This window comes from Endobacterium panacihumi (assembly GCF_050847465.1).
Classification (GTDB): domain Bacteria; phylum Pseudomonadota; class Alphaproteobacteria; order Rhizobiales; family Rhizobiaceae; genus Neorhizobium; species Neorhizobium panacihumi.
In genome coordinates this window covers 1-23,597 of record NZ_JBOZRA010000007.1, presented here as the reverse complement: position 1 = coordinate 23,597, position 23,597 = coordinate 1, and the positions used below count along the sequence as shown (strand labels likewise).

At 53.6% G+C, this 23,597-nt stretch carries 18 protein-coding genes and 3 pseudogenes; 16 read left to right on the top strand and 5 right to left on the bottom strand.

Translation table 11 applies throughout. From position 1 onward, the window contains the following. Positions 1 to 80: 80 nt before the first annotated feature. The gene (locus ACRQ1B_RS23595) at positions 81 to 1,271 is read right to left on the bottom strand and encodes an L-talarate/galactarate dehydratase (RefSeq protein WP_432296576.1); all 1,191 of its coding nucleotides are present in this window, start codon (positions 1,269 to 1,271) and stop codon (positions 81 to 83) included. A gap of 178 nt (positions 1,272 to 1,449) precedes the next feature. On the opposite strand from ACRQ1B_RS23595, the gene ACRQ1B_RS23590 reads away from it, so the two are divergent. Further along, the gene (locus ACRQ1B_RS23590) at positions 1,450 to 2,169 is read left to right on the top strand and encodes a GntR family transcriptional regulator (protein WP_306833369.1); all 720 of its coding nucleotides are present in this window, start codon (positions 1,450 to 1,452) and stop codon (positions 2,167 to 2,169) included. A gap of 193 nt (positions 2,170 to 2,362) precedes the next feature. On the opposite strand, the gene ACRQ1B_RS23585 is transcribed toward ACRQ1B_RS23590, so the two are convergent. From ACRQ1B_RS23585 to ACRQ1B_RS23570, 4 genes are read right to left on the bottom strand one after another with little or no spacing between them, the layout of a single operon-like run. Beyond that, positions 2,363 to 3,310 (bottom strand): 2-hydroxyacid dehydrogenase, encoded by a 948-nt coding sequence (locus tag ACRQ1B_RS23585; RefSeq protein WP_432296575.1) that lies wholly within the window; start codon positions 3,308 to 3,310, stop codon positions 2,363 to 2,365. Next, positions 3,307 to 4,941 (bottom strand): ABC transporter ATP-binding protein, encoded by a 1,635-nt coding sequence (locus ACRQ1B_RS23580; RefSeq protein WP_432296574.1) that lies wholly within the window; start codon positions 4,939 to 4,941, stop codon positions 3,307 to 3,309. The genes ACRQ1B_RS23585 and ACRQ1B_RS23580 overlap by 4 nt, the downstream gene beginning before the upstream one ends. Continuing rightward, positions 4,934 to 5,857: an ABC transporter permease gene (locus tag ACRQ1B_RS23575; protein ID WP_432296573.1), complete on the bottom strand. Its 924-nt coding sequence runs from the start codon at positions 5,855 to 5,857 to the stop codon at positions 4,934 to 4,936. The genes ACRQ1B_RS23580 and ACRQ1B_RS23575 overlap by 8 nt, the downstream gene beginning before the upstream one ends. 12 nt (positions 5,858 to 5,869) lie before the next feature. After that, positions 5,870 to 6,784, bottom strand: a complete 915-nt coding sequence (locus ACRQ1B_RS23570; protein WP_112728581.1) for an ABC transporter permease — start codon at positions 6,782 to 6,784, stop codon at positions 5,870 to 5,872. 570 nt (positions 6,785 to 7,354) lie between these two features. Here ACRQ1B_RS23570 and gmd point away from each other — a divergent pair. The 15 genes and pseudogenes from gmd to ACRQ1B_RS23495 all read left to right on the top strand — a co-directional run. Next, positions 7,355 to 8,437, top strand: coding sequence for a GDP-mannose 4,6-dehydratase (gene gmd / locus ACRQ1B_RS23565; protein WP_432296572.1), 1,083 nt, complete (start codon positions 7,355 to 7,357; stop codon positions 8,435 to 8,437). A gap of 3 nt (positions 8,438 to 8,440) precedes the next feature. Beyond that, positions 8,441 to 9,376 carry a GDP-L-fucose synthase gene (gene fcl, locus ACRQ1B_RS23560; RefSeq protein ID WP_432296571.1) on the top strand — a complete coding sequence of 312 codons (936 nt, stop codon included), beginning with the start codon at positions 8,441 to 8,443 and terminating at the stop codon, positions 9,374 to 9,376. Further along, positions 9,363 to 10,133: a glycosyltransferase family 2 protein gene (locus tag ACRQ1B_RS23555; RefSeq protein WP_432296570.1), complete on the top strand. Its 771-nt coding sequence runs from the start codon at positions 9,363 to 9,365 to the stop codon at positions 10,131 to 10,133. Before fcl ends, ACRQ1B_RS23555 begins: the two co-directional genes overlap by 14 nt. Before the next feature lie 170 nt (positions 10,134 to 10,303). Then, positions 10,304 to 10,681 (top strand): annotated as a pseudogene (locus ACRQ1B_RS23550) (glycosyltransferase family 2 protein); the annotation flags it as partial. 951 nt (positions 10,682 to 11,632) lie between these two features. Next, positions 11,633 to 11,956: pseudogene (locus ACRQ1B_RS23545) on the top strand (acyltransferase); the annotation flags it as partial. Between the two features lie 66 nt (positions 11,957 to 12,022). Further along, a complete protein-coding gene (locus ACRQ1B_RS23540) occupies positions 12,023 to 12,745 on the top strand; it encodes a class I SAM-dependent methyltransferase (RefSeq protein WP_432296797.1) in 723 nt (240 codons plus the stop codon). A gap of 2 nt (positions 12,746 to 12,747) precedes the next feature. Then, positions 12,748 to 13,632, top strand: a complete 885-nt coding sequence (locus ACRQ1B_RS23535; protein ID WP_432296569.1) for an NAD-dependent epimerase/dehydratase family protein — start codon at positions 12,748 to 12,750, stop codon at positions 13,630 to 13,632. After that, a complete protein-coding gene (locus ACRQ1B_RS23530) occupies positions 13,611 to 14,756 on the top strand; it encodes a glycosyltransferase family 4 protein (protein WP_432296568.1) in 1,146 nt (381 codons plus the stop codon). The genes ACRQ1B_RS23535 and ACRQ1B_RS23530 overlap by 22 nt, the downstream gene beginning before the upstream one ends. A gap of 33 nt (positions 14,757 to 14,789) precedes the next feature. After that, positions 14,790 to 15,590, top strand: coding sequence for an ABC transporter permease (locus tag ACRQ1B_RS23525; protein ID WP_432296567.1), 801 nt, complete (start codon positions 14,790 to 14,792; stop codon positions 15,588 to 15,590). Then, a complete protein-coding gene (locus ACRQ1B_RS23520) occupies positions 15,580 to 16,968 on the top strand; it encodes an ABC transporter ATP-binding protein (protein WP_432296566.1) in 1,389 nt (462 codons plus the stop codon). The genes ACRQ1B_RS23525 and ACRQ1B_RS23520 overlap by 11 nt, the downstream gene beginning before the upstream one ends. Continuing rightward, on the top strand, positions 16,961 to 17,869 hold the full coding sequence (locus ACRQ1B_RS23515) for a glycosyltransferase family 2 protein (protein ID WP_432296565.1): 909 nt from the start codon (positions 16,961 to 16,963) through the stop codon (positions 17,867 to 17,869). The genes ACRQ1B_RS23520 and ACRQ1B_RS23515 overlap by 8 nt, the downstream gene beginning before the upstream one ends. Before the next feature lie 59 nt (positions 17,870 to 17,928). Further along, on the top strand, positions 17,929 to 18,798 hold the full coding sequence (locus ACRQ1B_RS23510; RefSeq protein ID WP_432296564.1) for a glycosyltransferase: 870 nt from the start codon (positions 17,929 to 17,931) through the stop codon (positions 18,796 to 18,798). Between the two features lie 28 nt (positions 18,799 to 18,826). Then, positions 18,827 to 20,668, top strand: a complete 1,842-nt coding sequence (locus ACRQ1B_RS23505; RefSeq protein WP_432296563.1) for a hypothetical protein — start codon at positions 18,827 to 18,829, stop codon at positions 20,666 to 20,668. A gap of 144 nt (positions 20,669 to 20,812) precedes the next feature. Next, the gene (locus ACRQ1B_RS23500) at positions 20,813 to 22,666 is read left to right on the top strand and encodes a hypothetical protein (RefSeq protein ID WP_432296562.1); all 1,854 of its coding nucleotides are present in this window, start codon (positions 20,813 to 20,815) and stop codon (positions 22,664 to 22,666) included. A 187-nt stretch (positions 22,667 to 22,853) separates the two neighbouring features. After that, positions 22,854 to 23,469, top strand: a pseudogene (locus ACRQ1B_RS23495) (IS5 family transposase); the annotation flags it as partial. Positions 23,470 to 23,597 lie beyond the last annotated feature (128 nt).

The window sequence follows — 23,597 nt, the reverse complement described above, 5'->3', positions numbered from 1 at the left end:
TGCGGAAGAAGGCCTAACATGCGGACGCGCCTTCATCCATGCCAAGAAACACCTACAGCGCCCTTGGAAAAATCCGGCCGTCAGCCACCGAAACTCTTGGTCTCAACCGTCCAGTCGCGCGCCTGACCGGTGAGGCTGCAGCCGAGGCCGGGCCGACCGGGCACGATCATGCGGCCATCCTTGATTTCCAGTTCTTCATTGAAGAGCGGCGCCAGCCAGTCGAAATGTTCGACCCATGGCTCATGGGCGTAAGCGGCGGCCAGATGGACATGGATTTCCATGGCAAAATGCGGGGCAAGCCGCATGCGCTTGGCTTCCGCCTGCGTGCAGATGCGCATGAACGGCGTTATGCCGCCGACACGCGGCGCATCCGGCTGGATGAAATCGACCGCATCGGCGCGGATCAGCGCCATATGCTCCTCGGCGCTGGCCAGCATTTCGCCTGTTGCAATCGGCGTTGCCAGTTCGCGCGCGAGTGCCGCGTGGCCCTCGGCATCGTAGGCGTCGAGCGGTTCCTCGATCCATTCGAGATTGAGCGGCTCGACAAGACGGCCGAAACGCAGTGCGGTGGTGCGATCCCATTGCTGGTTGGCATCGACCATCAGCGGCACGCGGCCATCGAGATGGGTGGTGATGGCATCGAGACGGCGGATATCCACCATCGGGTCAGGCTGGCCGACTTTGATCTTGATGCCGCCAATGCCCGAGGCCAGAGAATGATCGATGGCGTCACGGATTTCCTCGACGCTCGACGACAGGAAACCGCCGGACGTGTTGTAACAGGCGACACTATCGCGATGCGCGCCAAGAAGTTTCGACAGCGGCAGGCCGGCACGCTTGGCCTTCAGATCCCAGAGGCAAATATCGATGGCGGCGATCGCCTGCGTGGCAATGCCGGAGCGACCAACCGAAGCGCCGGCCCAGCAGAGCTTGTCCCAGATGCGTGCATTGTCGTTCGGGTCCTCGCCGATGAGATTGTCGGCGATTTCGCAGGCATGCGCATAAAGACCCGGACCACCGGCGCGCTTGGAATAACTGAAACCGAGGCCGCTATGGCCCGCTTCCGTGGTGATTTCGCAGAACAGGAAAGCCACCTGGGTGAGCGGCTTCTGCCGGCCCGTCAACACTTTTGCATCGCTGATCGGACGCGCCAGCGGCAGATAGGCAAGCGAGAGTGTGACCGAGCGGATCGCATCCAGTTTGGACGGGCCGGCAGCAAAGCCAGCCTTGGGAGGCTGGGCAGGGATCAGACGTTTATCGGGATTGAACATGGCTTCCTCCTCCGCTGTTCGCCGGTTCGGACATCTGCCGCAAAGTTGCAAAGACAGAAGACCGCCAGCACCCTTTTTTCAAACTAATATTTCAGTTAGACTCATATATCAATCGCAATTTTGCATTCTTGTGTATTAGCATCGCCCTCGGTATGAATGCCGGAAAAGGATTTGCCCCATGAATTCGCAGCTTGCCGCGACCTTTGGCCTTCCAGCACCCGGCTTTCCCGTTGCCGTCGGCGGCACGGTGCAGCGCGTTTATGACGACCTGCGCAAGCGTATCATCACCATACAGCTGCCGCCGGACACGACATTGTCGCGCGGCGAACTGACCGAGACCTACGAGGTCAGCCAGACGCCGATCCGCGAGGCACTGCAGCTCCTCAAGCAGGAAGGGCTGGTGCGCATCTACCCACAGTCGCGCACGGTCGTCACCCGCATCGACGTGCTGCAGATCTACGAAGCCCATTTTTTACGCGTGGCGCTGGAGACCGAGGTTTGCCGCCGCCTTGCCGCTGATCCCGAGCTTGATCCGGCGATCATCACCCGCGCCCGCTCGATCATCAAGATGCAGCGGGCGGTGGCCGACGATCCCGAACAGATCACCATTTTTCAGGAACTGGACGAGCTTTTCCACCAAACCCTGTTTGCCGGCGTCAAGCGCAGCAACCTGCACCAGCTGGTGCGCGAACGCTCCGGCCATCTGGAACGCATCCGCCGTCTGCACCTGCCGGAAACGGGCAAGATCGTCAGCATTCTCGACGGCCATCAGGCGATTGTCGAAGCGATTGCCGCCCGTGACGAACGGGCAGCGGTTGAGGCGATCCGCGAACACCTCAGCCGCACGGTGGCCAAGGTGGAAGACATGAGAAAAGAATTTCCGCATTATTTTATTTGAAGTGACGCTCATCCAACATGGCACACGAGACGGTGCCGATTGCCTCTTCTCTCCGCTTGCGGGGAGAAGGTCCGGAGCGACAGCGAGGGGATGAGGGGCAGCCACAGACGTCGACTATAAGGCATCTGCCCCTCATCCGCCTGCCGGCACCTTCTCCCCGTAGAACGGGGAGAAGGGTCGATGCCGCCACCTATCAATTCACCGGCGTCAGCAAAGGCCTGCCCGCAAAAAACGCATCCAGATTATCGACAGCCAGCTGTGCCATCCGTTCACGCGTTTCTTCCGTGCCGCTGGCATGGTGCGGGTAAAGCACGACATTATCGAGCTTTGCGAAACGCGGATCGGGGTTCGGTTCGTTGAGATAGACATCGAGACCGGCAGAGGCGATGCGCTCCTCTTCCAGCGCCTTAATCAGGGCCGGTTCATCCACCACCGTGCCACGGGCAATGTTCACGAAACTGCCGGATGGGCCGAGCGCATCCAGCACATCCGCCGAAATCAGGCCTTCGGTTGCCGGGCCGCCCGGTGTTGCCGCGATCAGCACATCCGCCCATTCCGCCAGTTTTACCGGATCGTCGAAATAGGTGTAATCATTGCCCGGTTTCGGGCTGCGGGTGTGATAACCGATCGTCAGGCCCACCGCCTCGCAGCGCCTGGCAATGGCAAGGCCGATCTGACCCAGCCCGACAATACCGGCCTTCTTGCCGAAAGTGGAGGTGGTGAGCGGCATCATGCCCTTTTTGCCCCATTCACCGGACCGCACATAGGTATCCCCCTGCGGTAGTCGCCGCCGCGCCGCCAGCATCAGCAGCAGCGCCATGTCGGCAACATCGTTCAGCAGCACTTCCGACGTGTTGGTGAGCATGATGCCGCGCCGGGTCATGGCATCGACATCCATCTGGTCATAACCGGCAGACGAACAGGAGGCGAGTTTCAGCGCCGGCAGTTTCGACAGAAATGCCTCATCCACCGTGACATGGCCATTCACCACCATCGCAGTGCAGACAGGACTGGCCTTAGCAAAGACAGCCTCGCGCTCCTCGCCCTTGGCGAGATCCAGACGGTGCAGCGTGTAGCGTTCCGCCAGCATGGCCATCTGTTGGCTGCGGAGGGGATAGGCGACAAGAACATCGGGTTTCATGCGGGGACTAATCCTTCATTGCTGAGACGGGCGCTGCGGCGGGCGGCCTGAACCTCGGGGTCTGGATCGAGGCTCGCGGCCAGCAGCGCCTGCGTATAGGGATGGCGCGGCGCATCAAAAATCTGCCGGACGGTGCCTTCCTCGACGATCTCGCCCGCCTTCATGACGATGACCCGATCGGCGAAGTCGCGAACCACCGGCAGGTCGTGCGCGATGAAAAGATAGGACAGGCCGAACTCGCGGCGCAAGCCGTCCAGAAGCGCAATCACCTGCGCCTGAATGGAAACATCGAGCGCCGAGACCGCCTCGTCGCAGACGATCAGTTTCGGTTCCATGGCAAGCGCGCGGGCAATGGCGATACGCTGGCGCTGGCCGCCGGAAAACTGATGCGGATAACGCTCCGCCATATCCGGTTTCAGCCCCACCTTGACCAGAAGCTCGGCCACCCGCTCCTTCCATTTTGCCTTGGGCAGGATGTCGGGGTGAATGACCCAGGCCTCGGAGATCAGCCGGAACACGCTCATGCGCGGATTGAGCGATTGCGTCGGATCCTGAAACACCATCTGCAGATCACGGCGCAGCCCAAAGATCTCCCTGGGTGACATCGCCAGAAGATCGTTGCCGCGGTAAAAAACCTGACCCTCCTGCGGATCGTCAAGCCGCACGATCGCGCGCGCCAGGGTCGATTTTCCAGAGCCGCTTTCGCCCACCACGGCGACAGTTTCGCCGGGCATGATCGAAAAATTCACGCCCTTCAGGGCATGGAAAGCGCCATAGGTCTTTTTCAGCCCAACCGCCTTCAGAAGCGGTTCGCCCTGCCGGTCACGCTCGGCCGGCATATCGCCCTTGCCGGGCGCGGCATCGATCAGCTTCTTGGTGTAGGCATGTTGCGGGTTGCGATAAACCTCGGCGGCATTGCCGGTCTCGACGATATGACCGGAATTCATCACCACCACCCGGTCGGCGATTTCGGCAACGACGCCGAGATCGTGAGTGATGAGCAGCAACCCCATGCCGGTCTCGCGCTGCAACTCCTCCAGCAGCGCCAGAACCTGCGCCTGCACGGTCACATCCAGTGCCGTTGTCGGTTCGTCGGCGATGAGAATGTCCGGCTTGCAGGCAATCGCCATGGCGATCATCAGGCGCTGCCGCTGGCCGCCGGAAAACTGGAACGGATATTTTTTCATCGCAGCTTCCGGCTCGGGAATGCCGACGCGTTTCAGAAGCTCCAGCGCCCGCGCGGCAGCGTCCGCTCCGGGTTTGCCATGCGTGGTCATCATCTCGGCAATCTGCCAGCCAACCGGATAGACCGGGTTGAGATGGGCGAGCGGATCCTGAAAGATCATGGCGATTTTTGCGCCATTGATCGCCCGCCTCTCCTCCGCCGTCATCTTCAGCATGTCGCGACCGTTGAAGAGGATGGTGCCGCTGGTTATTTTTCCGGGCGGCATGTCGATCAGGTTCATGATCGCCGAAGCCGACACGGATTTGCCGGACCCGCTTTCACCAAGAATGGCCAGCGTTTCGCCGCGATCCAGATGCCAGCTGACATTCTGCACGGCCTTCACAGTGCCGGCGGCGGTGTGGAATTCGACCGAAAGGTCACGGACTTCAAGCAGATGTTCAGCCATTTTTGCGACCTCCCATTTCAAGGCGCCAGCGCTGCGTCGGATCGAGCGCGATGCGCAGCCAGTTGGACAGAAGATTGAGCGAGAGTGTGGTCAAGATGATCGCCAGACCCGGCCAAAAGGACAGCCACCACGCATTGGTGAGATAAGGCCGTCCCTGCGCCACCATCAGACCCCAGGTGATTTCGGGCGCCTGAATGCCGATGCCCAGAAACGAGAGCGAGGATTCCGCCAGCATGACGAAGGCGAAATCGAGCGTCGCGATCGTCACCAGTGTCGGGAAGATGACCGGCAGGATGTGACAGAAGACGATTCGCCAATGTGAGGCGCCCATCACCTTGGCGGCCTGCACGAACATGCGCTCGCGCACTTCCAGCACTTCGGCGCGGGTCGTGCGCAGGTAAATCGGGATGCGGGTGATGGCGAGAACCAGCACGATATTGGCCACCGACGGTTCCAGCATGTAGAGCACGATCACCGCCAGAAGCAGCGACGGGAACGACATGATGACATCGCCAAGCCGCATGATCCACTGCGCCGCGGATGCCCGGCTGTAACCGGCAATCAGTCCGAGCGCCGTGCCGACGACCGACGAAGCGAGCACGGCAGCGGCCGCCACCAGCATGGTGTTTTGCGCGGCAACGACCACGCGGGCCAGCAGCGGCCGCCCGAGTGCATCGGCGCCGAGAACGTAAAGCCAGCCGCGGGTGATATCGAACGGTGGCGCGTTGCGACCGCGCAGGTTCTGCTTGGTGGCGATTGCATCCATCAGAAGCGGGCCGAACAGCGCACACAGCACGACGATCAGCAGAAAAAGAGCGGCGAAAAAAGCGAACTTGTCGGCCCACAGCATGGCGAACCAGCGGGCGAACGGCCCGTTCGATTTTTTCGGCGCGGCGAGGATTTGGGTGTCTGTCATCGTCGTCATCGCTCAATACCGGATACGGGGATCGAGCAGCGCATAAGCAAGGTCGATCAACAGGTTCATGATAAAAATCGCCAGTGCAGAGACCATGATGACGGCCAGCACGACGGCGAAATCGCGAAGAAGAATGGAATCGATCATCAGCTTGCCGATGCCCGGAAAACCGAAGACGGTTTCGACCACAACGGCGCCGTTGAGGATGGCGGCGGCCTGATCGCCGATAACGGTGATCACCGGCAGCATGGCATTGCGCAGACCATGCACGAAAATGATCGAGCGGGATTGCACGCCCTTGGCCCTTGCCGTTTTCACATAAGCCGAGGAGAGCACACTGATCATCGAGCCGCGCACTACCTGCAAAATCAAGCCGAAGGGACGGATGAACAGCACGCCGACCGGCAGCACCCAATGCCAGACACTGCCGGTGCCGGAGGTCGGCAGCACATGCAGGTTGACCGCAAAGATGACGATGGCAACGATCGCCACCCAGAAATCCGGGGCAGCGGCGCCGATCAGTGAAAAGAAGGTGGCGATGCGATCGAATACGCCGCCGACGCGAAATGCCGCCAGCGAGCCGATGACGATGGCGGCGATGGTGACGAGCACCATGGTGATGACCGCCAGCCAGAGCGTCCAGGTGAAGGCTTCCAGCACGACATCCATGGCCGGACGCGCCTGCCGCAGAGAATTGCCGAAATTGCCCTGCACCAGATCCATGACGTAACGGCCGAACTGCACGATCAACGGATCGTTGAACCCGTGCATTTGCCGGAACTGGTCACGCATTTCCTGCGTGGCATCGATGGGCAGGTAAAGATTGGTGGGATCACCCGTCAGCCGCGACAGGAAAAACACGATCACGATGAGCACGACGAGGGATACACCACTGGCTATCGCTCGTTTGCCGATGAAACTCTTCATGCCACTCCTCCCGGGTGATTGCATGCGGGTTTTGACACCCGGTTTCCATTTTTCCGCCGACATAAGCTTGGCCTGTCACCCTCCAGTGACCGACACGCCCGTTTTGCTCAGCAGAAGCCTCAACTGAAATATTAGTGCATCTAGAATTTTTGTGAACTGTTTTTTCTGAAAATTGTCAAATGTGATAGGGGTTGACCCAAACACCGGCTGGAGCCAACAACCGCAGCAACTTCCAGGTGCGGCTCCCGCTAACCCGATAAGCACCCAGGTCTGTAGATCACAAGCACCAAGGCCAATACCCAACATGGGGGCACCCGAGTTGACAATAGGCATCGGATGTAATGTCTCGATCGGCGAGAGCAGCTTTTACGGATAGCTCAGACAATGTCGCTTGTGCGCCAGAGTGACGACGCGCTTAAAATTGACAAACTTGCAACTCGCGCGCAGCGCTGGAGGCAGTTGGCTGTCAGGCAGGCATAAGTTGCAACTGCCTTGCTTGGGTTCATTTACAAGTCGCTAAGGCCTCGTTAAAAGGCACCCTATAAAACAATGACTTCAAGAAGGCTTTGTATGAAACGCGCGCTAATCACTGGTATCACGGGCCAAGACGGCTCGTATCTGGCTGAACTTCTTCTCGATAAAGGCTATGAGGTTCACGGCATCAAACGGCGCGCCTCGCTGTTTAATACCAACCGAATCGACCATCTCTATCAAGATCCACATGAAAAGAACCGCCATTTGGTTCTCCATTATGGCGACATGACCGACTCTTCGAGTCTGGTTCGGATCATTCAGCAGGTTCAGCCTGACGAAATTTACAATCTTGCAGCACAGTCTCATGTCGCCGTTTCTTTTGAGGAGCCGGAATATACGGCTAACTCCGATGCGCTGGGCGCGTTGAGAATTCTGGAGGCCATCCGTATCTTGGGCCTCGAAAAAAAGACACGGTTTTACCAAGCGTCGACCTCTGAACTTTATGGCCTCGTCCAGGAAATTCCGCAGCGCGAGACTACACCTTTCTATCCACGCTCGCCTTATGCGGTGGCTAAACTTTATGCTTACTGGATTACGGTGAACTATCGCGAAGCCTATGGAATCTACGCCTGCAACGGTATTCTTTTTAATCATGAAAGCCCTGTCCGCGGCGAGACATTCGTAACCCGAAAAATCACTCGCGCTCTTGCCCGTATCAAGCTTGGGCTGCAAGATTGTCTTTATCTCGGGAATCTCGATGCCCGCCGCGACTGGGGTCATGCCAAGGATTATGTCGAGATGCAGTGGCTGATGCTGCAGCAAGAACAGCCGGAAGACTTTGTTATTGCAACTGGTGTGCAATACAGCGTTCGCGACTTTGTCAACGCGGCCGCCCGCGAAATCGATATGGCGATAGACTGGCGCGGTGAGGGTGTGGATGAAAAGGGCTACGATGCTGATGGGAAATGCATCGTCTCCGTCGACCCTCGCTATTTCCGCCCGACCGAGGTGGAGACATTGCTCGGCGATCCATCCAAGGCGAAGGAAAAGCTTGGCTGGGTTCCAAAGGTTACCTTCGAAGAACTCGTTGAAGAAATGATGCGCGAGGACCTGAAGTCGGCACAACGCGATGAACTCGTCAAACGCCACGGCTTCTCTGCCTACGATTTTCATGAGTAAGCCATGAACAAGGATGGTAAAATCTTTGTGGCAGGACACCGCGGGATGGTGGGTGCCGCCATTCTGCGTAGCCTGCAAAAATCAGGCTACAATAATATCGTTACCCGGACGCATGCCGAGCTTGACCTCGTCAACCAGCAAGCGGTTACGGATTTCATCCAGGAACAGCGACCTGATTTTATATTCATGGCCGCTGCCAAGGTTGGCGGAATTCACGCAAACGACACCTTGCGGGCGGACTTCATCTATCAAAATCTCATGATTGAGGCGAATGTTGTCCACGCTGCCCATCAGGCAAATGTCGAACGCATGCTGTTTCTTGGCTCAAGTTGCATTTACCCTCGCGATTGCCCGCAACCGATCAAGGAAGAATATCTTTTGACCGGCTTGCTTGAGCAAACCAATGAACCCTACGCAATTGCCAAGATTGCGGGCATCAAGCTGTGTGAGAATTATAATCGCCAATACGGCAGAAGATATGCGTCGGCGATGCCGACAAATCTGTACGGACCAAGCGATAATTATGACCTCAACAAAAGCCACGTCCTGCCTGCGCTCATTCGCAAAGCCCATGACGCAAAACAGCGAGGCGATGCTGATTTGGTGGTTTGGGGATCAGGCAATCCGATGCGTGAATTTCTCTATGTCGATGACATGGCAGAAGCTTGCGTGTTTTTGATGGAAAATGATTTTGACGAAGGCCTTGTGAATGTCGGCACGGGTGAGGACATAACCATCCGGCAGCTTGCCGAAACAGTCATGGACGTGATTGGTTTCGAGGGAACCATAACCTACGACAGTTCAAAGCCCGATGGTACACCGCGCAAGCTTCTGGATGTGAGCCGGATGCGTGAGATGGGCTGGAGCGCGAAAACCGGGCTGAGGGATGGCATCGCGAAGTCGTACGCGGACTTCAGAACCCGTTATGCAGCAAACTGACTCGAACGATCCGATTGTGACCATCGCGGTTCCCTCTTTTAATCAGGGAGCCTTTCTCGATTGCGCGCTGCGTTCGATATTCGAACAGAACTTGCCCTTGGAAGTTTTCGTTATGGATGGCGGTTCCACGGATAATTCTGTCGATGTCATAAAGCGATGGGAGCACCGGCTTGCAGGCTGGCGCAGCCACCGTGATGAGGGGCAGGCTGCGGCAATCAATGAGGGCATTGCCCGCGGCAAAGCGCCGTTTGTAAGCTGGTTGAACAGTGACGATTGGCTCCTGCCGAATGGACTCCCACACCTGTTAGCCGCCCTTAAGAGCAATCCACAAACACCTGCTGTTTACGGCAAAGCCTGGAATTACATCGAGAGAACCCGCCAACAAACGCCGGTTTGGACCGAGCCATTCTCAGAACGAAGGCTTGCAGTTCGCTGCATTATCTCACAACCCGCTACTTTGATGCGGAGAAGTGCGTGGGAGGCCGTGAATGGACTAGATGGCAAACTGCATATGACAATGGACTATGACTTGTGGTGGCGCCTTTTCAGACGGATAGCCCCCCTGACGTACATTGATAAATTCGTGGCGGTCAACCGAATTCATGAAGAGACCAAGACAAGCACATTCAGACAGCGACACTATAGAGAGGCCATAGAAACCGTTCGCAGACATCACGGGAGCGTGCCATTAAAGTGGTGGCTCGCCCAGCCTTACGCGGTTTGGTACAAAACGCTTCTAAATAAGATGCGTCACTGAGTCTGATATCTGGCGGAGTTAAAAAATCAATGCGCTTCATGAAGCCACACGCCCCGCCTACAAGGTTGCGCGGCAAATCAGTTGTCGTCGTTTTCGTGGCCAGCCATTGCACAAAAGATAGTTAAAGCGGCAAACATATCGTCAAAAATCTCATCCGAGGCGAAACAAAGATGAATTTTTCTTTTATTGTGCCGGTATATAATACCGGTCATCTTCTTGAAAAATGCGTGACTTCGATCATCGAAAACAACGCCAGTTCGTATGAGATCATCATAATCAATGACGGATCGACAGACGATTCGCTTGCGACCGCCGAGCGGCTGGCAGCCCGATATCCGGTCATCAGAATTGTCAATCAAGAAAACCGTGGTCAGGGCGCGGCTCGCAACTCCGGCATCGCGCTCGCCAAAGGTGATTACATCTGGTTTGTAGACAGTGACGACTGGCTTTTCAGCGGTGCTACTGCCCGTATAGGCAGTATCATAGCCAAACACTTGCCTGACGTTGTTGTCTTGAATTTTGCCACGGTCACCGAGGATGGACAAACCAGACCGGTCTCCACCGTGAACCAGCAGTTCGTCGGCCAGATTTGCCGCCCGTCTCTGGATCAAAATCTGTTTGCGAGCGTGTCTTGCTGGACAGCCCCACCGTGGAGGCTGGTATGCCGACGGGATCTGCTCCTAAAAGAAGGAATCGTCTTCGCTGAAGGTCTTTTTTATGAAGACCACCCTTTCGCGATCCATCTGATGCTTGTGGCAGAGAATGTTTTTATCGCTCCCTCCATCTCTTACGCTTACTTTCAGCGCTCAGGCTCAACCACGCAGCTAAATGATCGAAAAGCGTTCGATTTTTTAAGCATTCGTCGCATTTCTATAGAGCTGCTAGAACGCTTCGGTAAATTTAACGAATTTGCGAATGTGACTGCAGGCTATATATCGCCACTCAATTTTTATGAGGCTCATGTTCCGGAACCGTTTCGCAAAAAGTTCATGACGGACCTTGGCAAGGATATCCGCGTGGAAGAAATGGCTCTGCTAGAGCAATTGGAATATCCGTCCTTGCTTGAGTTTGCGCGTAAGGCTGTTGCTGGAGAAGAGCTAAATCCGATATCGCCATCTTCCGATCGTCTGAAAATTGTCGGGAAGTCACTTGGCTCCCGCGAAGGGCGCCGCCGCATTCGGCACGCAGTTGTCCGGCGCTTAGCTACCATAGTGCGTAGGCTGTCTAGCAAGCTCCACTCGGCAGGCCGAGACATCAAGCAGGTTATAGCAACGGGTCATCTGCAGCGATCTTATTATCGAGTCGGCATTGGCACACGGCTAGAGCATACTCGCGTGGAGGTCAGAGTTAGCCCAGAAGACCGTGATTACCTTCTTGTAGGCAATCATAGTCACGTAGGTGGTGTGTATGTATTCGAACGCGGCGTGGGAACAGTCACTATTGGCGACTACAGCTCGGTCGGCCACGGCACCACGATGATTTGCACACAGCCTGACGGTATCCATATTGGAAATCAGGTTCTCATTTCCTGGGATGTCACAATTGTAGACAACAATTCTCATCCGCTCGACCCCGAACTAAGGGCCGGCGATGCATATGACTGGCTGGCTGGTGTAGAGGCCGGTAGACAGGGCATATTCAAAGATTGGCAGAATGTAACCAGTGCCCCTGTCCGGATTGAAGACCGGGCTTGGGTTGGCTTTGGCGTCAGTATCATGAAGGGCGTAACAATTGGCGAAGGTGCAGTGGTTGCGGCAAAATCCGTCGTTACCAAGGATGTTGCACCCTTTACGGTGGTTGGTGGCAATCCCGCACGCTTTATTTCCTATGTCCCCCGCCAGAAATGGAATTGGGAAGAAACGCTAGCTGCCATTCACGGCGACCCGGCGATGGATGCGACACTAAGAGAAAGCTATATATTCAAGGACCACGGCGTATCGCTTGAGAAATACATTGCATCCGAAGAATTCCGCGAAATATCGGCACTGATTGACGCTCGTTACCAAAGGCCTGTCGACCTGTTTGACGTTGGCGCCGGCAACGGCGTCTGCGCGGCCGCATTTGCAATAGCTGGCCACCAAGCCATGGCCATCGAGCCGGGAAACAGCAATATTGGCGGCATCGAGGCGATCGTGGCCATGGCGGAAGCGGGAACGCGTATTGATCAGACGATTAAGGAACGCTTGCGGTGGGCTCAAGCTGACATTCTGACCTACTCTTCCGATGAGAAGTACGATGTAGTTCTTTGCCGTCAGGCGCTGCACCATTTCGCTGACCCCTATCTGGCCCTGAACAATATCGCAAATCTTCTGAAGCCCGGCGGCATGGCCCTTTTCGTACGGGAACACGTCATATTCGATGAAGAAGACAAGCAGCTTTTTCTAGCAGGTCACCCACTTCAAAAATTTTACGGCGGGGAAAATGCGTATCGCGTCGATGAATATGAGGACTTCATCGAAAAAAGTGGTCTGCAACTCACGAAAACATTGAAGTTTGCCGACAGCCCGATCAATTACGAGCCTCACAAACTTGCGGATATAGAGACATTGAGTGAAAGAGATATTGCAGGGCGACCCTACACGTTCATCGCGCTCAAATCGCCGGAGCAATAATCGTGAAAATACTGATCGTCGGCTCGCGAGGTTTCATCGGTTCACATCTGGCTTCCGCTGCGCAACGCTTTGGAGCCGTTGTTTGCTATAACTTGTCTGGCACCGACGGAAATGCCGATGTCTCTGTGCGGTCCCGGCACATCGCCGAGATGTTTGAGACTGAACAGCCAGATGTGTGCGTCAATTGTTCAGGCGCGGCGCACGTACAAAATTCGTTTGCTGACCCTCTCAATGATTTTTCTCGCAATTCGGTCGATGTGTACGAGATGCTTTCCGCGATCAATCGCGCAAGTCCAAATACGCGTTTCGTGCATCTTTCGAGTGCGGCGGTCTACGGGAATCCTACTATTCTGCCCATAAGTGAAACGGCGGCTCTCAACCCGCTGTCTCCCTATGGTTTTCACAAGCTGGCGGCTGAACAATTTTGCCGCCAGTTCACGAAACTCTACGGAACGAAGACGGTTTCATTGCGGATTTTTTCCACCTACGGACCGGGCCTGCGCAAGCAGTTGCTTTGGGACACATTTAGGAAATGGAAACAACAGCCAGAAATCGAATTGTTCGGCACCGGCGAGGAAACACGCGACTTCATTTACATCAGCGATTTGTGTGAGGCGATTCTCACCATCGTTCAAAACGCAGCCTTTGCTGGTGAAGCCATCAATGTCGGTAGCGGCATCGCTGTTTCCGTACGCGAAATTGTGTCGCTTCTGACAGATAGCCTAGGCGGAGACAAGAAAATTAGTTTTGTGGGTCAGAAGAGGGAAGGCGATCCGGACTGTTGGCGAGCGGACATCGGATCGCTAGAAAGTCTTGGGTTTAAGATCCAGACCACGATCGAAACCGGAGTAAGGACCACCGCTCAATGGCAAAAAGAACACGGATAATTATTCCTTTCAATTATGACGAGGGTTGGACCGGCGGCAACTATTATATTTCCAATTTGGTCGCATCGCTGTCGCTTCTAGCCGATGATCGTCAACCCGATGTGATGATCCTCAGCCATAGCCAGAATTCGTTTGAATTCATCGTGGAAACCTCAGGATACAAACGGATCAAGTGGATTTCTTCGCTTATGATGAACGGCGTCGACGGTGGCCTTTCCAGGCGCCTGAGACTGATGTCGAAACTTTTACCCTCTTTTTTGAAACCCAAGCCCGCTTTCGACGCGATCTTTCCTTTTCCAATCGACACAAAAGAGAGGGCACGAACGATATGCTGGATACCGGACTTGCAGGAAAGGGCCCTGCCCAATCTGTTTTCAGAAGAGGAGTTGAAATACCGTGCCGCACAGCACCAGTATTATATCGATAATTTCGAGCACATCCTCTTTAGCAGTCAGAATGCCCTAGCCGATTTCGAGCGATATTATCCTGGTTCTCGAAATACCAAGCATGTCATGCCATTCGCTGTCGCACCAGCGCCAGTAAGTCAAAATCCGCACGAGGTTCTGCAGCGGCTTGAAATACCGCAGGCATTCTTTTACTGCCCCAACCAGTTCTGGATCCATAAGAACCACAAAATCGTCATCGACGCAGTCCATCAACTGGCGCAGGAAGGTGTCGCGGTAACAGTAGCCTTTTCCGGTAAAGAACTTGATCGCCGTGACCCTGAACATGTCAACAACCTTAAGGCCCGTGTGGCGGCGCTTGGCCTCGAACAGCAAATCCGTTTTCTTGGTTTTATAAGTAAAGAGGACCAATACGCGCTCATAGAAACTGCTCTGGCGTTGCTGCAGCCGTCATTGTTCGAAGGCTGGTCCACTGTCATAGAAGAAGCAAAGTCGAAGTCGCAATTCGTACTGGCGTCAGATCTCGGCGTTCACCGCGAACAGCTTCAGCAGAACGCGGATTTCTTTGATCCACATGATGCCTCTGACCTTGCCCAAGCCCTTAAAAGACGCCTCCGCAGTGGCGCAGCCAAAAATGTGAAAATCGACTACGAGGCCCATCGCCGCGTATTTGCTGATACGTTTTTGAGTATCGTCGACCACGTAAGAACAGGTAGCTGATATGCACGTGTATGCATCGATCAGGAGAGCACAGTGATCACTTTACTTGCACAAGCAGGGCGTTACCGCGGACTGATTTACAGTCTTGTACATCGCGATATCACTATGCGTTTCCGTCAGTCGGCGTTCAGCTTTCTGTGGTTGATATTACAGCCGATTTGCATGCTGCTAGTCTATTCATTTGTGTTCCAAGTGGTGATGAGAGTTCGGTGGCATGATGCGAGTTTTTCCGACAACGCAGTGCCAGTCGGCTTGATCCTGTTCACTGGTCTATCGATATACGCGGTGCTTGCTGAGACATTAATACGCTGCCCAGCAGTCATCACTGGGAACACATCCTACGTGAAGAAGGTCGTTTTTCCCCTTGCACTTCTGCCCGTGGTCGTTGTGCTAAGCGCACTCGTACTGGCTGCCATCGCGTTTGCGCTAATCGCAATGCTTACTCTTTTTTGGCAGAGCTATCTTCCGGCGATTACAGTCGGCATTGTTGTGCCGATGACAGCGCTTTTTTGCATGTGCTTAGGCATCGGCTGGTTCATCGCTGCTCTCGGCGTATATTTTCGCGACGTCAATCAGATCATGCCATTCCTGAGCACCATCATCCTTTTCACCGCCCCTATATGTTATCCGAAAGAGATTGTGCCTGAGCAATTCCGATTCCTGATGGCGATAAATCCTTTGACAATTCCGGTGGAAACAATCCGGTCTATGCTTTTTGGTGGTTCGATCGATTTCTTCTCCCTGATAACTTACTGTTTTATATCGCTTTTCATCATGTTTGCGGGCTATGCATTTTTTCAGCGGCTCAGAATAGGCTTTGCGGATGTTCTCTGAAATTGCGATTGAAGCTCGGGCAGTTTCGAAAACCTATAACTTGTACAACAGCAGTGCCGCTCGACTTCGCAGCGCCATGTTCAGGTTGTCAAATCACTCCAGCTTCGCTGCGCTCGAGCCGCTAGATCTTGAAATCCGGCGCGGCGAATTTTTTGGCATTATCGGCCGAAATGGCAGCGGCAAATCAACCTTGCTTCAGGTCATCTCCGGCATCGTCCCTCCGACTTCGGGACAAATCGAGGTGCGTGGACGCGTCGGTGCCATGCTCGAGCTTGGAGCCGGCTTTAACCCTGAATTCACAGGGCGAGAAAATGCGCGTCTTAACGCACAGATACTTGGGCTGTCGGCGACAGAAATCACCCAAGCCATGCCGGAAATCGAAAAATTCGCGGATATCGGTGAATTCATCGACCGACCTGTTATGACTTATTCGAGCGGCATGTTCGTCCGCTTGGCCTTCGCGGTGCAGACTGCCATCAACCCAGACATCCTCATCATTGATGAAGCGCTGGCCGTCGGTGACATCTTTTTTCGCAAAAAATGCTACGATCGCCTCAACCAGTTGAAAGCCAACGGAACAACGGTGATTCTTGTCACACATAGTTCCGAAGACATCATCTTTTACTGCGATCGCGCACTTTTGCTGGATCACGGCAAGGCACTGTTCTGTGGAGATGCAACCGAAGCGGTCAATCGCTATTACGAACTGGGGCATGTTCCGGCACCGGAGCTTAGCCGCAAACATGATGAAAACTTGGTGCCCACCACCATGACCTTCGAAACCGACACCGCTCTTGCAGAAATACAGTGGCCGACTGATGGCGTTTTCTCACTCGTTGATGCGGAACGGCAGAGTGGCGATGGCAAGGCTGTATGCACCCGATCCCGTCTCCAAGACGAATTCGGAGTTCCAAAGAATGTGTTTCGACAAGGCGAAACTATGCAGCTCCTCGTAGAATACCGGATGACGGCTGGTATCGGTGTGCCCTGCGGCGGTTTTGTGATCCGCACGGACAAAGGGACCATTGTCCATGGTCGTCACACAGCCCAAACGAATTCAGCGGTACCTAATTTTGTGGCGAATGATGGCATAATCCGGGTCGCTCACGACATTAAGCTCGATATCGCAGTCGGCGAGTATCTCGTAGATCTCGGTTTCTCCAGCTTTCCAGCCGAAATATATGCGGAGCGCAATTCCATTCCCGCCTTGGAACTAGAAGCTACGGCGGCGCGCCATAGCGTACTTACCAATGCACTCAGCTTCTCTGTAGTGGGTCGCAATGGCGGCGGGTACACCGCACAACCGTTTTATGGGCTGTCGGACATACCATCCCATTGCTATCTGGCCATGGTTGGCCCGGGCTCGTCCGATGACTAAAATTGGCATCCGCCGGCGCATCATTGTCTATATCAAGAAAAAGCTTGGGATTTCTCTTGGCCTTTTCCATCTTTACGAGGGGCCTCTTATCCGTCAGCCCGAGGCGCATACTGCGACCCAGACGAGCAACAACCAGCCGATGATTTCGGTTGTCACCCCCTCTTACAATCAGGGGCACTTTATCGCTGCGACCATAAACAGCGTAGTAGGCCAGAACTATTCGAGCCTAGAGTACATTATCCAAGATGCCTGCTCCACGGACGAAACTGCTACCATCATCGCGACGTTCGGCTGGACATGTCTCCAAGCATATTATGAAGAGGATCATGGCCAAGCTGACGCCATAGCACGTGGGTTTAGCCGGTCATCGGGCGATATAATGTGCTACCTAAATTCAGATGATCTGATGATGCCCAACACGCTCCAACGCGTGGCAGATTTCTTCCATGATCATCCACAAGTTGATGTTGTTTATGGCGATCGCTTGGTGATCGACGAAAACGATCGCATTGTCGGGGATTGGCGACTGCCAGATCACGCTGAGAACGTCACTTATCTCGTCGATTATGTGCCTCAAGAAACCCTTTTCTGGCGCCGGCGTATCTGGGACAAAGTTGGCGGTATAGACACGAGCCTCCAGTTCGCGATGGACTGGGATCTCATCCTTCGGTTTCAAGCGGCAGGCGCTCAGATCCATCATCTGCCTGAGTTCCTAGGCGCATTTCGTGTCCATGCGAGCCAAAAAACACATTCTGCGATTAATGTCGGAAAACAAGAGATGGCACTGGTACGAAGACGTTATACCACCCGCCTAAGGCGGCTTTTGCTTCAAGTGCCGCATATTCTATATCTGGCGCGCCATATTCAGATCAACCGTAGGCCGATAAAGTGGTACGACTGAAAGCGCAGATATTCTCGGCCAATATTACAACGCAATTCACTTAATCAGGCGAGATGAGTATGAGCGAGTTCGACATCACGGTTGTGGTTCCGACTTTCAAATCAGAGAAAGTAATCGGCCAGTGTCTGCAGTCGATATTGTCACAATCTGGCGCCGAGACGGAGATCGTTGTTATTGATGGCGCCTCACCTGATAATACGCTAGCAATAGTTCACAGCTTCAAGACAGCGAAAATCAACGTAATCTCTGAACCGGATCGCGGTGTATATGACGCCATAAACAAAGGTGTCGCGCGGTCGCGGGGAAGGATGATTGGCGTCCTAGGGTCAGATGATGTCTATTGCGAAGGAACACTTGCTACCGTGAAGGATAACATGCGGCAAGGATCCGGCATCATTGCAGGCCTGACCGAGATAGATGGGGTCATTCGCGCCGATGAACCTTACGGTCAGACCTCACTGATCAGCGGCATCCCTTTTGGCCATAATTCGATGTTTGCGTCGCGAGAAACCTATGACAAGGTCGGATTTTACGATCTCAACTATCGCATCTGCGCGGATGCACAATGGGTTCATCGGGCAATCAAGGCGGACATTCCGTGCCTGAAAGTCGAGCGGACTTTTGTTCGCTTTGGCACTGGAGGTCTCTCCTCAACAAATCCGGATGAAATCATGGCCGAGGCATACCGGGTTATTCAAGAGAATTTCCCCTTTTTGACCATGACGGAAGCGAAACAGATAATGTATGCTTACCGAAAATGGGGAGGCCAGGATGCGTTACCTGATCTGATGCAGAAATATAGGATGCACAGCAAATTTGTTGAGACAATGCGCGATGCATTCCCGACGATAGGTTCCGCGGCGCCTGCCACCACCTCAGCCAATTTATTTCATAAAATCAGTACATATCTTATGAGAAGAATAAGCTGATCCATCTGAGTCATAATAAAGAGGTAGTATGGGTACGACAGACAGGTTAGCATATCCAAGCCGCATAACGCGGCCCCCTGCCTCTACCATTGCAGCGTCCGTAACCCTATTTTTTTTGATCATCATGCAGGTCACACCCCTTTTTTGGGGGGCTTCCTTTGCGATTGACTGGACAAACCATGTCTGGATCATCGGCTATTATACGCAGTATCTCGCCCAAAACGGATGGTTTCCAAACACCATGGATATCATTCAGAATTTTGGGGAACCAATGCCGATTTTTTACGGCGTTTTCTTTTACCCCATTATGTCTTTGATTGCGCTGCTAACTGGCGCAGAATATGCAGTACGCTTCACCGCGGCCGCGTTGTTCATTCTTCCGGCTGTCGCCTATTGCCTTTTTTTTGCTAGGTTGACGCAAAATTTGACTGCAGCTGTACTTCTCTCTCTGCTCGTCAATGCATCTGTATATCAACTGACAAACATTTATACACGATCCGCGATCACCGAGTTCTTCGCGTGCCAATTCCTGCTGCTAGCCATTCCATTCATCGCATATGGCTGCATAAGCCGGACAAAATTGGGAGTATCTGCACTTGTTTTCGGATTCTGCTTGGCGACACTATCGCTTGGCTCGCATCCAATAACTTTCTATACGTTTACCCTTTTCAGCATACCGTTACTCGTTGTTTTATTTCCTGCCCTGGCGAAAGTTATAGACCGAAAGCAGATTTTATATGCGGGAGCTTTAACTGCAATTGTCATCACGGTTCTTCTGCCTTGGGTGGTCGCGACGCTAAAATACAAAGACGATCTGACAATAAACACCATAATGAAGTCTTCCGGTATACTAATTTATTTTCCCTATTCTATTGATTCATTTAGAGGTAGGCTCGGCTTATTCTATACAGATCCACGCGTAATAGCGCAAGGATTGCAAAACGTTTCGACCCCCTTCCTCGACGCCCCCTTCCCGATCGTGTCGGCGATCGCTGCATGCTACCTCGCCTATAAATTGCATGTATCAAGGAAGAAATATGCGATTTATTATATCACCGCACTTCTAATTATTCTGGTTCTTTTCATATTATGCGTCGTTCCGCCGGATATTCCATATGACATAGAACGACCCGACGAGCTTAGGGTAACGGCTCTTGACAGCCCTGTTGCCAAAATCATGCATCCAATTCAGTTTATTTATCGGCTTGCTGGTACATTTACACTGATCATTGCAATGCTGTTGGTCTGCGGGGTCGCCTTAAGAGCGAAAGACGAGAGTAGACCATCTTATAACATTCGATTTTTAGCTGTTTGTACCGCTATTTCGATGCTGTGCATTATGCAAAAATGCGCAACCACTTATGACCAGTATGTCGGCTATCCGCACATCAATATGACCATGGAAGACCAAGTCGCGCGTCAAGCTGATTACCTGACGCAGACATCTAACTTTGAACAATATCCAGCGACTTTCTACGGCGCTGGCGCTTATTCAATGCCTCTTATCAACACGATGGCCGATGACGCTGCGCTGAAAGACCGAGATCGTATCTATTTCAACTTTACAGAATGGAACGCGCCACAAACTGTGCGCTGCGACAAATCTTGCGCGTTGATCACAAATATCGCCAGCTCCAAATTTACTAAGGTAGTACTACGCGGCCAGGCGCAGGCCAAGGTCATGACCTTGTATAATGGGAATCTCGTTTTTATTGCGGAACCAGGCTTGCATAGCGTTGAAATTCAGCATCAAGGTAGAATGCTGCTTTTTATTCAGGTCTCCATTGCACTTGTCATCGTTTGGCTTTTCGTGTCCACAACGTGGCTCGCGGGATGCCTGACGCAGCGGGTAAAGAGGGTCAGGGCATGACAAGCTTCAGCAGGACGCAATAATGACAACCACCGCGAGCCGACTCGGCTTATATTGTGCGACGCCTATTGGTACAACCGGGTTACACGATGGGCGCGTTGACGCGTCAATATCATAAACTCTTATTTATTCGACGGATATACCGTGCTGGATCTCCTATACATTACCGGACTGCTCGCTGCCTGCTTCATCATCGGCTTCGTGGTTACTCGAAGCATTGACCTTACCGGCCGCCATTATGCAGCTCCTTTACTCGGATTCGGCACCCTCGCTACTATGGTTACCTTGCTTTATAGGTATGGCTTCAGCGTCACGGCGTGTTTCTGGGTGTCGATTGCAGTTGCGCTTACTTGCCTGATCAGCACCTTCAAAGACATTCGCAAACTTTTTGATCGAAAAAATACAACCCCAATCTTGCTGGTTATGGCTGTGATCTTACTAGGCATTGCGCCAAAATGGGTAGGTGGGCCTCAATTCTATTCTCTCCAGGTAAATCCCTGGGACCAGATGAATTATCTGAAGATGTCCACGACATACAGCCTGTTTACTTACGATCAGATCAAGCATCCGGTTGGAGAATGGTTGTCACAGGGAAACATGAACGGCTTCACCAGCTACGCTCTTGATATGCGGCCAGGCGTGAATATCGTACATGCCAGCTCGTATTGGCCTCTCTTTGATACAGCCAATGAAGCTTATTATCCATACATGGCTTTTCTTCAGCTGTTGATGGCTTGCTCGGTTGCTTTCCTGATCCTTCAACTCGCACCGAAGCGAGGTATTTTCGCTTTTATACTTGGCGCCATATTTTCACTGGGTCCACTTTATCAGCATCCTCTGGATCTTAATGCATGGAGTCAAATGGCAGGCATGCCGCTAGCCTATATGACCTTCGCGCTAGGCTGTGCCTGCGTGTCTCGCCGAAATTTTTCCGGTTCATTGTTGATTGCGTTTGGGATGTCATTGTCGGGCCTATTTTACATATACCCCGAAATCGTTAGCATTGTAGCAGTGGCGGGTATCGTTGCGACGCTTGCGCATTTCGCCTGGCAGAGGGATATCCTTCCGGCGATCTGGGCCCTGGGTCCGGCAATACTCGCAACCGGAGTTGCAGCACTTTACTACGATGCCACCCTATCTTTCTTATTCAGTCAGGGGAAGTTTGCCCAACAACCACTTCTTGAATGGGCCGTCTATCACGATGCCCAACTTCTCGGGCGCGATGTCGATTACTACGCTCCCATGGTCATGAAGACGCCTTTCAGTTTCTACCAATACATGTCCTTGCCCATAGACCTTTTTATGGGAGCGGCCGGAATGTCTTATCTTCTGCCGTGGAAGGGGTTGGATGAGAGCACATTGTTTCTGTGGAAGGGCGCTGCAGCCCTTTACATCCTGTGCTTGTTGTCCTGCGCCTTTCTTGCGGCAGCGAAAAACAGAACGAAACTTCCGATCATCCTTGGCTTGTTGGCCTGCTTCGCCATTCCATCCTACGTATTTTTCAACGGTTACTTCTGGAGTGCCGGAAAGGCACTGGGTATGGCAAGTCCAGCACTTTTCGTTCTAATGACACTGCCTGTAATCTTCAAAGTCGCAGCAAAATTCCGCCTTACAGCAATGCTCCTCCTTGCAATTCATCTGGGCTTTGCGATCGCTCGCCCGATCGAAGCAGCCAACCCTGATGGGGTTCTTTACCCCGCGCCGTATTCGCATCATTTGCCCAAGCCTACGCGCAATTGGGACATATTTGCTTATGGGTCCGCCTTGACGGAATGCCGTGGTGTTCATCTCAATTTGAAAGATCCACACTTGGATACATTTGTCCAAGTCGCTTTAACAGGTAAAAAAATAGGCTGGCGTAGCCTGCAACCTATCCGCCCGTTCTATGAGGAGACGACTGATCTGCGACAACAGCCTGGAACTGCCGACTGCCTTGTGACCGACCTTGATGGCCCTGCAGGCTACAAAACGACCATCGACCTTCGCAGATCGAATTAAACCACGATAGAGCGGAGTGCGTTGACTGCAAGCTCACAAGGTTTAATCATTTCTCCTACGGCTGACTAGAAACGATTTATTGATAAAAGGCGCCTGGGTGTGGAACCTCAACAGGCCATCTAGGCAGTGTCCCCATAAAGGGGGGTCATCTTGGCGACTGTGTGTGTTTCAATCTCCGTGAAAGGAGATTGCCATGCGCCGTCACGAACTGAGCGACGAAGAATGGGACGTCATTGCACCACTTCTGCCGACCAATACCCGTGAAATTGAACGTGTTGACGACCGCGGAGTGATCAATGGCATCCTGTGGCGCTTCAGAACCGGATCGTCCTGGCGCGACGTGCCGGAGCGTTATGGACCGCGCACGACGCTCTACAATCGGTTTTCCCGCTGGCGCAAGGCGGGCGTTTGGGATCGTCTTCTGGACGCCGTTCAAAGCGTTACGATGGAGACATCGTGATGATCGACAGTTCCTGTGTCCGGGTTCACCAGCATGGTGCCAACGCTAAAAAGGGGGCTCTGCCGATCCTTGCATGAGACGTTCGCGCGGCGGCCTGACGACAAAAATCCATGCTCTTGTCGACGCAGATGGCAGACCGGTTCGGCTGGAACTCACCGCTGGCTAAGCCGCCGATGCACCGATGGCTGAGAAGCTGTTGAGCGACCTGCAGCCCGGCGCGACGATCCTTGCCGACAAGGCATACGACACCGATGCCATTCGTAACTTTGCCAAGCAACGCAAATGCTGGGCGAATATTCCTGCAAAGGCCAATCGAAAGCAGACATTCAGCTTCAGCCCCTGGGGTAAGCATCCGGCGGAGGCCGCAGGTCAGGCCGCCTGAGCACTCAGCGTCTTGGGTGTCCAGTTCCACGGCAGCAATTGCTCCAGCCTGCTGATCGGTGTGTCCGCAATGTTGGCGAGGGCGTCGGC